Genomic DNA, 11,656 nt, shown 5'->3' on the forward strand with positions numbered 1-11,656 from the left:
TGTTTGCTAGTATCGGCCTGACAACAAGTTGTAATCTTGATGGAGGCATTATGACCACGCCAGACTGGCATGAGCGTTCCAAAAGGGTGCATATCGATGGCCGCGCCGTCGTCGAGGGCCGGCGGATCGACGCCGCATCGGGCGCCCGTTTCGACAATATTTCTCCCATCGACGGCCGCATCCTGGGCGAGGTCGCCCGCTGCGACGCCGCCGACGTCGACGCCGCGGTCGCCAGCGCCCGCGCCGCGTTCGAGGACGGCCGCTGGGCGAGTAAAGCCCCGGCCGAGCGCAAGCGCACCCTGATCCGCTTCGCCGACCTGATGCTCGCGCACGAAGACGAACTGGCCCTGCTGGAAACCCTCGACATGGGCAAGCCCATCCGCTACAGCAAGAGCGTGGACGTGCGGCTCGCGCAGAACTGCATCCGCTGGTACGGCGAGGCCATCGACAAGATCTACGACCAGGTCGCGCCGAGCCCGCAGGACAGCCTGGCCCTCATCACGCGCGAACCGGTCGGCGTCGTCGCCGCCATCATCCCGTGGAATTATCCGATGCTGATGGCCGCGTGGAAGATCGGCCCGGCACTCGCGGCCGGCAACAGCGTCGTGCTGAAGCCGTCGGAAAAGGCGCCCCTGAGCTCCTTGCGGCTGGCCGAGCTGGCGCTGGAAGCGGGCGTGCCGGAAGGCGTATTCAATGTGCTGCCCGGCTACGGCGACGAGGCGGGCCGCGCGCTCGCGCTGCACATGGATGTCGACTGCATCGGTTTTACCGGTTCCACGCGCGTGGGCAAACAGATCCTGCAGATGGCGGGGCAGTCGAACCTGAAGCGGGCGTGGACGGAGCTGGGCGGCAAGTCCGCGAACATCGTGTGCGCGGACTGTCCCGACCTCGACGCGGCCGTCGCGGGCGCCATCGGCGCGATCTATTTCAACCAGGGAGAAAGCTGCAACGCGCCGTCGCGGCTGTTCGTCGAGGAATCGATCCGGGAAGCGTTCCTCGACAAGGCCCTCGCGTTGATCCCGCAGTACGCGCCGGGCGACCCGCTCGACGAGTCCACCGTGATGGGCGCGATCGTCGATTCGATCCAGATGAAGACGGTGCTGGGCTATATCGAGGACGGCAGGGCGGCCGGCGCGCGCCTGCTCGCGGGCGGCAACGCGGCACGCGCGGAGACCGGCGGTTTGTACATCGAACCGACGCTGTTCGACGGCGTGGAGTCCACGATGCGCATCGCGCGCGAGGAAATCTTCGGGCCCGTGCTGTCCGTGCTGTCGTTCACGGACCTCGACGAGGCGGTGCGCCAGGCCAACGCGACACCGTATGGCCTCGCGGCGGCCGTGTGGACGTCCGACATGAGCCGCGCGATCCGCACGTCACGCAAGCTGCGCGCGGGCACCGTGCACGTGAACCAGTACGACAACGACGACATCACGGTACCGTTCGGCGGCTATAAACAGTCGGGGAACGGGAGGGACAAGTCCCTGCACGCGTTCGACAAGTACACGGAACTCAAGACGACGTGGATCCAGGTCTGACCCGGTAGGGTGGGCACCCCGTGCCCACGCGTGACGTTCGCGTGATGCCGGCGTTACGCGTGGGCGGAGGGCCGCCCACCCTACCGGAGTCAGATCGCCATCTCGCGCAGTATCTTCGACGCTTCCCGGCTCGCCGTCAGCACGGCCCCGTCGCGCATCGTGATCTCGAGCTGCGACTGGTCGTCCGCGCGCATGGAATCCACGAAGTCGAGGTTCACGAGCGCCGAGCGGTGGATGCGGATGAAGCGGCCTGGGTCCAGCTGGGCTTCCAGTTCCGAGATCCCGATGCGCACGAGGAAGGTGTGGCCGCGCGCGGCGATCGCCGTGTATTTCGCATCCGCCTTCAGGTAGGCGATCTCGTTCACGGACAGCGGAAAGATGCGGCCGCGGTCGCGCACGAGGATGCGTTCGATGCGGCTGGGCACACGATCGACCGCCAGCGTGAGCGCGCCGCCGATGACGTCGGGCGCGGGGACGGACGATCCCGGCGTCTCCAGCAGGCGCGCGACGGCCGCGTCGAAGCGGGCGCGCGTAAAAGGTTTCAGCAGGTAGTCGACGGCATTCAGTTCGAACGCGGTCACGGCGTACTGGTCGTACGCGGTCGTGAACACGATGTCCGGCACGACGGTCAGGCGGCGCAGCACGTCCAGGCCCGTCATCTCGGGCATCTGGATATCCATGAAGACGATGTCGGGGCGGATGCGGGAGATCTGCGCGAGCGCGCTGGCGCCGTCCGCCGCTTCGCCCACGAGGCGCAGGCCCGCATGGGCATAGATGAAGTCGCGCAGGACGTCGCGCGCGAGCGGTTCGTCTTCCGCGATGAACACGGTCCGGGCATTCATGTGAATTCCTTGTCGTTGGCGGGCACGGGAATGGCCATCGTGACGACGAAGCCGGCGCCCGGCGCCGTGTCGATGGCGAGTCCCTCATCGGTGCCGTATTCCAGTTGCAGGCGGCGCTCGACGGTGCGCAGGCCCAGGCCGTTCGACGCGCGCACGCGGCCGATGTCGGCGCCGGGGCCGTCGTCGCCGACAGACAGCACGAGCCTGCCCGTGTGCGCGTCGAGCCGCGTGCGGATCAGCAGACGGCCCGGCCGGCTGTGCGGGTTGAACGCGTGCTTGATGCTGTTCTCGACGAGCGGCTGCAGCGACAGCGCGGGCAGCAGGTGGCTGGAGGCGGCATCGTCGAGCTCCCAGTCGACGTGCAGGCGCGCGCCGAGGCGCAGGCTTTCCAGCTCCAGGTAGTCGCGCACGAAGCGCAGTTCGTCGTCCAGCGTCACGCGGTCGTTGCCCGTCTTTTCCGTGTCCAGCACGTAGCGCAGCATGTCGGAAAACTGGAACAGCGCGGTCTCGGCGGCGTTCGGGTCCTTGCGGGTGAGGGCGATGATCGAGTGCAGCGTGTTGAACAGGAAGTGCGGATTGAGCTTGCTGCGCAGCGCGTTCAGCTCCGTCGCGACGAGCAGCGCGTGCGCCTGCTGCACGGCGACTTCCTGCCGGCGGCGCGCATCGTTGGCGCGGATCATGTGGAATGCGGTGGCGATGACGCCATAACCCATCATCGAATACAGCACGGGCCACACGTAGAACGACAGCGGCTGCGTCGTCTCGTAGAGGAGCCCCGGCAGCGCGTACGACAGGATGGCGTACGTCGGCGCGCCCACGCCGTGGATCAGGCAGCGCGTCGCGAACGGGACGTGGCGGCGTTCCATCCAGCCGCTGAGCGGCCAGTGCAGGGCGAGCACGAAGGCCTGGGGCACGATCCACAGCATCGGGATCAGGCCGCGCCAGTTGTAGCCGTGCTGGCTGGAGTCGGCGAGCCGCAGCACGACCGCGAGCAGCACCATGTACGCGAGCCAGGCGCAGGCGTAGTTACGCCACATGCGGGTGGTTTTCGGCTGTGTCGTGGTCGTCAGCTGTTCCATTCATAAAGTATGACGCAGGACGGCGCTTGGCGGAACGGCGATGACGCGAAGTGCGGTATCGCGGCAACTAATTGAGGAAATGAGGCGAAAACGGGGCCGCCCGACCCGCGCGCGGCCTAAAAATCGCCGATGCTATATTGACTCGCATCGAGTCAAGCGAGGGTGTGATGGATTCCGAAGCGCATAATCCGATGCGCGATTTTCTGCGCGAACACAATATCCACGAAGTCGAGTGCGTCATCGCCGACATGACGGGCATTGCCCGCGGCAAGATCCTTCCGAAAGACCTGTTCCTGGCGGGTGAGCACATGCGGTTGCCGAAAAGCGTGCTGCTGAACACGGTCCATGGCGAACAGCCGAACAACACGCCGTACGTCGGCTCCATCGATCCCGACATGGTCTGCGTGCCCGACCCGGCCACGATCCGCGTCGTGCCCTGGGCGACGGAGCGCGTCGCGCTCGTGATCCACGATTGCACGAACTTCGACGGTACCCAGGTCGACCTCGCCCCGCGCTCCGTGCTGCGCCGCGTGCTGGGCCTGTACGCCGAACGGGGCTGGCGGCCCGTCGTGGCGCCCGAAATGGAGTTTTATCTCGTCGCGCGCACGACGAATCCGCACGAGCCGTTGAGTCCGCCTACGGGCCGCAGCGGCTTCACGGAGCAGGGCCGGCAGTCGTATTCGATCGATGCCGTCAACGACTTCGATCCGTTCTTCCTGGAACTGTCGGCGTTCTGCAAGCAGCACGAGCTCGGTGTCGAGACGCTGATCCACGAGGCCGGCGCCGGGCAGATGGAAATCAATTTTACGCACGGGGACGCGCTGGAGCTGGCCGACCGCGTGTTCCTGTTCAAGCGGGCCGTGCGCGAAACGGCGCTGCGCCACGGCATCTTTGCCACGTTCATGGCCAAGCCGATGGAGACGGAGCCGGGGAGCGCCATGCACGTGCACCAGAGCATCGTCGACGCGGACGGCCGCAACATCTTTTCCAACGACGACGGGTCGGAGAGCGCCCTGTTCCGCCACTTCATCGGCGGGCTCGAACGCTACGTGCCGGCGGCGACACTCCTGTTCGCGCCGCACGTGAATTCCTACCGGCGCCTGTCGCGCTTCCAGTCGGCGCCGATGAACGTGCACTGGGGCTACGACAACCGCACGTGCGGCATCCGCATCCCGAACTCGAGCCCGGCCAGCCGCCGCGTGGAAAACCGCGTGCCCGGTGTCGACGTGAATCCGTATCTCGCGATGGCGGCCACGCTGGCCTGCGGCTTCCTCGGCATGGTCGAAGGGCTGGAACCATCGGCGCCAACGCCCGAGAGCGCGGAGCACATCCACGGCGACCTGCCGCGCAATCTCGAGGATGCGATCCTGCAGCTGCGCGGGTGCCCGGCGCTGGCCGACATGCTGGGCCCCTTGTTCGTGCAGGCGTTCTGCGAAGTGAAGGAGCTGGAGTTCGCGACGTTTTCGCGCGTGATCAGTTCGTGGGAGAGAGAACACCTGATGTTGCTGGTTTGATCGGGGATGGTGGGCACAGGGTGCGCACCCTACGATGCGGCCGTTACCGTAGGGTGGGCGGCCCCCGCCCACGCGTAACGTTGCGTCACACGCAGGGCAGTGCCGTAGGGTGGGCGGCCCCCGCCCACGCGTAACGTCGCGTCACAGGCAGGGCAGTGCCGTAGGGTGGGCGGCCCCCCGCCCACGCGTAACGTCGCGTCACACGCAGGGCAGTGCCGTAGGGTGGGCGGCCCCCGCCCACGCGTAACGTTGCGTCACACGCAGGGCAGGGTGATCGTCAGCCGCGTGTGCCCGTCGCCCGTCTCCATGGTGGCGTCGCCGCCCTGGACCTCGGCCATCAGGCGGATCGAATAGGTGCCGAGGCCCATGCCGCCCTGCTTGCCGGCCGTGGCGTACTTGTCGAAGAAGCGGCCGCGCATGGTCAAGGGAACCTCGCCCTCGTTGTCGATCACGACGTGCAGGCTGCCGGGCCCCGGCGCCACGTCGACCTTGATCGTGCCGCCCGGCGGCGCCGCCTCGGCCGCGTTCTTGAAGGCGTTCGAGAACATCGAATAGCACAGCAGCGATTCGCCCAGGCAGACGGTGTCGCCCGGTGCGGCGAAGCGGATGGCGATGCGGCGGTCCGTGAACGCGAGCTCGGTCTGCTGCGCGACGCGCGACAGCAGCGCTTTCATGTCGAACGGCTGCAGCGCCGGCTGGTACTCGCCCTTTTCCATCTTGTGGATGTCGAGCGTGCGGTTGATCATGTCGAGCGCGTGATTGGCGGCCATCTCGATCATGTGCGCATGTTCGCGGTGCGCATCCAGCAGGTCGCCCGCGAGCAGCGCCTGGCTCGCGTGCAGGGTGACGGCGATGGGGCTCTTGAGGTCGTGGCGCGTCATCCGCTCCACGTCTTCGCGCAGGTGCGCGTTCTCGATCAGCAGTTCGTTCTGGCGCTTCAGGTCGCCCATCGCGGTGGCCAGCGCCAAATGTGTCGCGATGCGCGCCTTCAGGATCGTCGGGTCGGCGGGCTTCGACACGTAGTCGACCGCGCCCAGGCGCAGGCCGCCCACGATATCGTCGACGGCGTCCTTCGCGGACAGGAAGATGATCGGGATGTGCGCCGTCTTCGGATCGGCTTTCAGGTGGCGGCACGTCTCGAAGCCGTCCATCACGGGCATCATGATGTCGAGCAGGATGATATCGATGGGGAAGGCGGCCGCGATCTCCAGCGCCTTGCGGCCGCTGATCGCCACCTTGATCGCGTACTCGTCCTTCAGCGCGCCGGCCAGCACCTCGATATTGGTCGGCACGTCGTCCACGATCAGCACCGTGCAGCGCTTCAGGCGCTCGGCCAGCGGGGCCTGCAGGCCGATGACGTCGGCCTGGACGGGCGTCGGCTTCAGCACCGGCGGCGGCGCGGAATCGGGCCGCGGTACGGGTTCCGGCGCAGGCTCGGACTCTTGCACCGTGCCGATCATCGCCATGAACTTGCTGGCGAAGCTGTGCACGGTGAACGGCTTGATCATGTACGCGTTGACGCCGGCCCGCAGCGCGCTGCGCACGGAAGCGGGATTCGCCTCGGCCGTCAGCATCATGAACGGCGTCTTCGCATAGCGCGCGTCGTGGCGCATCCAGTGCAGCAGGTCCAGGCCGCTCATCACCGGCATGCCCCAGTCGCCGATGACGATGTCGATCGTCTGCTTGCGCATGAGGTCTTGCGCGGTCTTGCCGTTCTCGGCCTGGAACACGTTGGAAAAGCCGAGTTCCGTCAGCACCTGGCGCACGGCGGTGCGGATCAGGAGATAGTCGTCGACGATCAGGATGGCGGCGGACTTATGCATATTGTTCTGATAATGAATGCAGCGAGTGTAGCAATGATTAGGCCGCCAACCAACCGCCAGGTCGCCCGCATGCATGAACATGCGTGTTTTTATTGATTATTGCTGGTTTGTGCGTAAACGTGTAAAGTGTGGGCATTCAAGGAGAAACATATGCAACTGGCGGAAGAACGACGGCAACACATCGTCGACACGGTCGAGCAGCAGGGCAAGGTGCTGGCGGCCGAACTGGCGCAGCGGTTCAATACATCGGAAGACACGATCCGCAGGGACCTGCGCGACCTGGACGCGGCGGGCCTCTTGCGCCGCGTGCACGGCGGCGCGATGCGGCGCACGCAGCCGGTGCCCAGCTTCGGCCAGCGCGTCGATGCCGACGAAGCGCGCAAGGAGATGCTCGCGCGCGCGCTGGCCGACAGCGTGCAGCCGGGCGACACGGTGCTCGTCGATGCCGGCACGACCAATCTCGCGTTCGCGCGCCAGCTGGAAGACGGCCGGGCCGCGACCATCATCACCAACAGTCCGCAGATCGCCCTTGGCCTCGGCCATTTGCGCAGCACGCGCGTCGTGCTGCTGGGCGGGGTGTATTCGGCCCACGTCGGCGCCGTGATGGGCGCGCAGACGCTGGCCGAGATCCAGCGCCTGCGCGTGGACGTGTCGGTCGTCGGCGTGTGCAGCGTCGAGGCCGAGCGTGGCCTGGGCGCGAGCGACCCCGAGGAAGCCATCCTCAAGCAGGCCATCCTGGCCGCGGGCAGCCGGCGTGTCGTCGCCGCGCTGAACGAGCGGCTGGAAGCGCCGGCGCCGTTCCCGATCGCGCCGCTGGCGGACATCGACCGCCTCGTGCTGGAAGCGGATGCGGCACCCACCGTGGTCGCGCGCCTGCGCAAGGGCGAGCGCGCACCTGAAATCGTACTGGCAGCAAGGAGCCGCGCATGAGCCGCATCGACGACACACGATCCCTCCAAAGGGCGCCGGCCGCCAGCGTGAACGCCGCGCGCTGGTCCGTGTCGACCATCTTCCTGCTGAACGGCGCCGGCATCGGCGTGTGGGCCGCGCACGTGCCGCTCGTGCAGGCGCGTGCCGGTATCGACACGGGCGTGCTCGGCTTCCTGCTGCTCACCATCGCGGGCGGCGCGATCTCGGCGATGCCGCTGTCCGGCTGGATGGCGGGACGCTGGGGCACGCGCGCCGTCGTCGTCGGCAGCGGCCTGCTGTTCGCGCTGACGAGCGACATCCTGATGAACGTGAGTGGCCTCGTGCCCCTGTTCCTCGCGGCGTACGCATTCGGCGCCAGCAACGGCGTGCTGGACGTGGCGATGAATGCCAACGCCAGCGAGGTCGAGGCGGCGCGCGGCATCCCGACGATGTCGTCGTTCCACGGCTTCTACAGCCTCGGGGGCCTGATCGGCGCGGCGCTCGGCGGCCTCATGATCGGCGCGGGCCTCGGCGACGGCCGCGGTGCCATGATGGTGAGCGCCGCCATCTTCGCCGCCGTGGTGTCGTGCGGCGGGCGTTTGCTGGTCGTCCCGCCGGCGCCGCATGCGAGCCATTTCGCCTTGCCGCGCGGGCCCGCGCTGTTCCTCGGTTTATTGGCCCTGCTGTGCTTCGCCATCGAGGGCGCGCTCGTGGACTGGAGCGCGCTGCTGCTGAAGGAGCGCACGCAGGTCGATGCGGCGACGGCGGCGCTCGGCTACTCCGCGTTCTCGGTGACGATGGCCGCCTGCCGTTTCGCGGGCGACCGGCTCGTGCTGCGTTTCGGTCCGCTGCGCGTGATGATCGTCGGTGGTCTGGGCATGTTCGCGGGCCTGATGCTGGCCGTGGCCAGCACGCAGTTCTGGCTGTCGGCGCTGGGCCTCGCGCTGATCGGCCTCGCCGCGGCGAACGTCGTGCCGCTGATCTTCGCGGCGGCCGCGCGCATGCCCGGGATGTCGGCCGGCGGCGGCCTCGCGACGGTCGCCACGCTCGGTTACGCGGGCCTGTTGATGGCGCCGCCGCTGCTCGGGGCGATTGCGGCGCACACGAACATCGCCGTGGCGCTGGGCATCCTGTCGTTGTCGGGGATCGTGATCGCGGCGAATGCGCGGATCGTGAAGCCGTAGGGTGGGCACCCCGTGCCCACGCGGACGCCGACACATGGCAAACGTCACGCGTATTCTCGTAATACGGTGTATGTGCCGGAACGCGATTCGACCAACGCGTATCGCTCGACCCGCCAATCGATCGCTGGACCGGCGGCGGGGATGACCGCGCCGTTCGCGCGCCGCGCCATCGTCACGTGCGGGCGATAGGCGCGGGCTTCCGGCGTCAGTCCCAGCGCCACTAAAGCGTCGGAAAGCCGCGCATGCAGGTCCAGCAACCCTTGCGGTTCGCTGAGCGGCTCGATCCACGCGATGCCGCTGCGCTGCAGCGCGGCGCGGCCGAACTGCAGGTCGAACGGTTCGAAAGGCACCTGGAAGCCGTCCAGGAAGTCGGGCAGCCGCGCGGTGGGCTGGTTGCCGAGGAAGTGCAGGGTCACGTGCAGTTTATCCGTGTGGACAGGCGTCGCGCCGCGCGGCCACGTCCACGCGTCGCGCCACGCGCGCAACTGGTCACGCACGGGCTCAATCGGCCACAGGGCCAGGAAGAGGCGGGCGGTGTCCGGCTGCGCGCTCATCTCAGAAGCAGTGTTCCGGCGCCGGGAAGCTGCCGTCCTTCACGGCCGCGACATAGGCCTGCACGGCGGCGTCGATGCTCGTCTGGCCTTCCATGAAGTTCTTCACGAAGCGCGCCTTGCGGCCCGGGAAGACGCCCAGCAGGTCGTGCATGACGAGCACCTGACCTGAGCAGTCCGGACCCGCGCCGATGCCGATCGTCGGCACCTGCAGGATGCCCGTCACTTCCTTGCCCAGCGCCGCGGGCACGGCTTCCAGCAGCACCATCGCGGCGCCGGCTTCCTGCAGCGCCAGCGCGTCGCGCTTGAGCTGCTCCGCGCCTTCGTCCGTCTTGCCCTGCACCCGGTAGCCGCCCAGCTGGTGGACGAATTGCGGCGTCAGGCCGATGTGGGCGCAGACGGGGATGCCGCGCTCGGTCAGGAAGCGGACCGTTTCGGCGAGCCACTCTCCGCCTTCGATCTTGATCATCTGGGCGCCCGCGCGCATCAGGGCGGCGCAGCTGTCGTAGGCCTGCTGCAGGGTGCCGTAGCTGCCGAACGGCAGGTCGGCCAGCACGAACGCATTCTTGCGGCCGCGTACGACGGACGCCGTGTGGTAGGCCACGTCGGCCACCGTCACGGGCAAGGTCGAGTCGTAGCCGGCGCACACCATGCCCAGCGAATCGCCGATCAACAGGATGTCCACGCCGCAGCGGTCCATCAGCGACGCGAAGCTGGCGTCGTAGCAGGTGAGCATGGCGATCTTCTCGCCGGACGCGCGCATCGCCAGCAGCGAGGGCAAGGTCACGGCCTTGCGTACCGGTGCTTCGTTCGTCGAGGTTCCGCCCAGGTAAGCGCTCATAGTATTCCTTTGCAAATCAAAATAAGCCGTGCCGGAGGATCGCCCCGACGTGCCACGCGTCCGGGCAGGCATGCGGTCACAGGCGTGCCCGGTATCGTTTGTTAAGATGCGCGATCTTACCCGAAAACGCCGCCGGCATTCGTGCAACCCCATGGCCACAACAATCCTCATCATCTTCCTCATCGTCTATCTTGGCATGATCCTCGGCGGCCTGCCGTTCCTGCGCCTCGACCGGACCGGCGTCGCGCTGCTCGGGGCGATTGCGCTCATCAGCATCAATGCGCTGACGCTGGAGCAGGCGGTGGCATCGATCCATTTGCCGACGATGGCGCTCCTGTTCGCGTTCATGGTCGTCTCCGCGCAGATGCGGTTGGGGGGATTCTACGACTGGGTCACGCAAAGACTGGCGGGGCTGGCGCTGAGCCCCGCCAGCCTGCTGGGCGTGCTGATAGGCGTGTCTGCCGCGCTGTCGGCCGTTTTCAGCAACGACATCGTCTGCCTCGCGATGGCGCCGCTGCTCGTCGACGCGTGCCGCCAGCGCCAGCTCGCGCCGGTCCCGTATCTGCTGGCGCTCGCGTGCGCCTCCAACATCGGCTCGGCCGCGACCCTGATCGGCAATCCGCAGAACATGCTGATCGGCCAGACGATGCGGCTGTCGTTCGACGGTTACTTCCTCGACGCGATCCTGCCCGTCGCGCTGGGCCTCGCCGCCTGCTGGGTGCTGATCGCCTGGCAGACGAAAGGGCGCTGGAAAGAGCGCGCAGCCGCCGCCGAATCCCAAGCCGCAACGGTGCCTTTCGATGCGTGGCAGACGACGAAGGGCCTGCTGATCGCGGGCGCGCTGCTGGTGGCGTTCCTCGTCGCGCCGTGGCCCCGTGAGCACATGGCGCTGATCGGCGCGGGCATCCTGTTGATGAGCCGCCAGCTGCGTTCGCAGAACATGCTGGGCCTCGTCGACTGGGAATTGCTCGTGCTGTTCATGAGCCTCTTCGTCGTGAACGCCGCGTTCCAGGGCACGGGCTTCACGGCGCATGCGATTGCCTGGCTCGCGTCGCTCGGCGTGCGGCTCGACCAGCCGGGCTCCCTGTTCGCCGCCACGTTCGTGCTCTCGAACCTGGTCTCGAACGTGCCCGCCGTGATGCTCCTGATGCCAGTCGTGCACCATCCGCTGGGCGGCGTCATGCTGGCGCTGGTGAGCACCCTGGCCGGCAACCTGCTGATCGTCGGCAGCATCGCGAACATCATCGTCGTGGATGCGGCGGCGCGGCGCGGCATCGTCATCGACTGGCGGCGCCACGCGCGCGTGGGCGTGCCGGTCACGTTGATGACGCTGGCCGTCTCCGGCGTCTACCTGGCGCTGCGCTTCTGAACGGTTGGA

The 11,656-nt window shown here is 67.6% G+C and carries 10 protein-coding genes; 5 read left to right on the forward strand and 5 right to left on the reverse strand.

The annotated features are described in order from the left end of the window. The first annotated feature begins 50 nt into the window (after window positions 1–50). The gene (locus tag ACEN98_RS04135) at window positions 51–1,535 is read left to right on the forward strand and encodes an aldehyde dehydrogenase (RefSeq protein WP_413381650.1); all 1,485 of its coding nucleotides are present in this window, start codon (window positions 51–53) and stop codon (window positions 1,533–1,535) included. 89 nt (window positions 1,536–1,624) lie between these two features. On the opposite strand, the gene ACEN98_RS04140 is transcribed toward ACEN98_RS04135, so the two are convergent. Both ACEN98_RS04140 and ACEN98_RS04145 read right to left on the reverse strand, forming a co-directional pair. After that, window positions 1,625–2,377, reverse strand: coding sequence for a LytR/AlgR family response regulator transcription factor (locus ACEN98_RS04140; protein ID WP_413381653.1), 753 nt, complete (start codon window positions 2,375–2,377; stop codon window positions 1,625–1,627). After that, a complete protein-coding gene (locus tag ACEN98_RS04145) occupies window positions 2,374–3,414 on the reverse strand; it encodes a sensor histidine kinase (RefSeq protein WP_413381656.1) in 1,041 nt (346 codons plus the stop codon). The genes ACEN98_RS04140 and ACEN98_RS04145 overlap by 4 nt, the downstream gene beginning before the upstream one ends. 233 nt (window positions 3,415–3,647) lie before the next feature. On the opposite strand from ACEN98_RS04145, the gene ACEN98_RS04150 reads away from it, so the two are divergent. Then, complete coding sequence (locus ACEN98_RS04150; RefSeq protein WP_413381659.1) at window positions 3,648–4,970, forward strand: glutamine synthetase family protein; 1,323 nt, start codon at window positions 3,648–3,650, stop codon at window positions 4,968–4,970. Window positions 4,971–5,224: 254 nt separating this feature from the next. Here ACEN98_RS04150 and ACEN98_RS04155 read toward each other — a convergent pair whose 3' ends face one another. Next, window positions 5,225–6,793 (reverse strand): response regulator, encoded by a 1,569-nt coding sequence (locus ACEN98_RS04155; RefSeq protein WP_413336939.1) that lies wholly within the window; start codon window positions 6,791–6,793, stop codon window positions 5,225–5,227. Window positions 6,794–6,943: 150 nt separating this feature from the next. Here ACEN98_RS04155 and ACEN98_RS04160 point away from each other — a divergent pair, with 150 nt between their 5' ends. After that, on the forward strand, window positions 6,944–7,723 hold the full coding sequence (locus ACEN98_RS04160) for a DeoR/GlpR family DNA-binding transcription regulator (protein ID WP_413381662.1): 780 nt from the start codon (window positions 6,944–6,946) through the stop codon (window positions 7,721–7,723). After that, a complete protein-coding gene (locus ACEN98_RS04165; protein ID WP_413381665.1) occupies window positions 7,720–8,886 on the forward strand; it encodes an MFS transporter in 1,167 nt (388 codons plus the stop codon). The genes ACEN98_RS04160 and ACEN98_RS04165 overlap by 4 nt, the downstream gene beginning before the upstream one ends. 44 nt (window positions 8,887–8,930) lie before the next feature. On the opposite strand, the gene thpR is transcribed toward ACEN98_RS04165, so the two are convergent. Both thpR and panB read right to left on the reverse strand, forming a co-directional pair. Next, window positions 8,931–9,440 (reverse strand): RNA 2',3'-cyclic phosphodiesterase, encoded by a 510-nt coding sequence (gene thpR / locus ACEN98_RS04170; protein ID WP_413381668.1) that lies wholly within the window; start codon window positions 9,438–9,440, stop codon window positions 8,931–8,933. 1 nt (window position 9,441) lies between these two features. Continuing rightward, on the reverse strand, window positions 9,442–10,278 hold the full coding sequence (gene panB / locus ACEN98_RS04175; protein WP_413336935.1) for a 3-methyl-2-oxobutanoate hydroxymethyltransferase: 837 nt from the start codon (window positions 10,276–10,278) through the stop codon (window positions 9,442–9,444). 151 nt (window positions 10,279–10,429) lie between these two features. Between panB and ACEN98_RS04180 the strand changes: the two genes are divergently transcribed. Then, the gene (locus ACEN98_RS04180) at window positions 10,430–11,647 is read left to right on the forward strand and encodes an anion transporter (RefSeq protein WP_413381671.1); all 1,218 of its coding nucleotides are present in this window, start codon (window positions 10,430–10,432) and stop codon (window positions 11,645–11,647) included. Window positions 11,648–11,656 lie beyond the last annotated feature (9 nt).

It is taken from the genome of Massilia sp. CT11-137 (assembly GCF_047302885.1).
GTDB classification, from domain to species: domain Bacteria; phylum Pseudomonadota; class Gammaproteobacteria; order Burkholderiales; family Burkholderiaceae_D; genus Telluria; species Telluria orientalis.

Excerpts from the sequence above, each read along its gene's own strand:
- panB (WP_413336935.1), bottom strand. The coding sequence starts at position 10,278 with ATGAGCGCTTACCTGGGCGGAACCTCGACGAACGAAGCACCGGTACGC.
- ACEN98_RS04150 (WP_413381659.1), top strand. The coding sequence starts at position 3,648 with ATGCGCGATTTTCTGCGCGAACACAATATCCACGAAGTCGAGTGCGTC.
- ACEN98_RS04155 (WP_413336939.1), bottom strand. The coding sequence starts at position 6,793 with ATGCATAAGTCCGCCGCCATCCTGATCGTCGACGACTATCTCCTGATC.
- ACEN98_RS04180 (WP_413381671.1), top strand. The coding sequence starts at position 10,430 with ATGGCCACAACAATCCTCATCATCTTCCTCATCGTCTATCTTGGCATG.
- ACEN98_RS04165 (WP_413381665.1), top strand. The coding sequence starts at position 7,720 with ATGAGCCGCATCGACGACACACGATCCCTCCAAAGGGCGCCGGCCGCC.
- ACEN98_RS04145 (WP_413381656.1), bottom strand. The coding sequence starts at position 3,414 with ATGTGGCGTAACTACGCCTGCGCCTGGCTCGCGTACATGGTGCTGCTC.
- ACEN98_RS04160 (WP_413381662.1), top strand. The coding sequence starts at position 6,944 with ATGCAACTGGCGGAAGAACGACGGCAACACATCGTCGACACGGTCGAG.
- thpR (WP_413381668.1), bottom strand. The coding sequence starts at position 9,440 with ATGAGCGCGCAGCCGGACACCGCCCGCCTCTTCCTGGCCCTGTGGCCG.
- ACEN98_RS04140 (WP_413381653.1), bottom strand. The coding sequence starts at position 2,377 with ATGAATGCCCGGACCGTGTTCATCGCGGAAGACGAACCGCTCGCGCGC.
- ACEN98_RS04135 (WP_413381650.1), top strand. The coding sequence starts at position 51 with ATGACCACGCCAGACTGGCATGAGCGTTCCAAAAGGGTGCATATCGAT.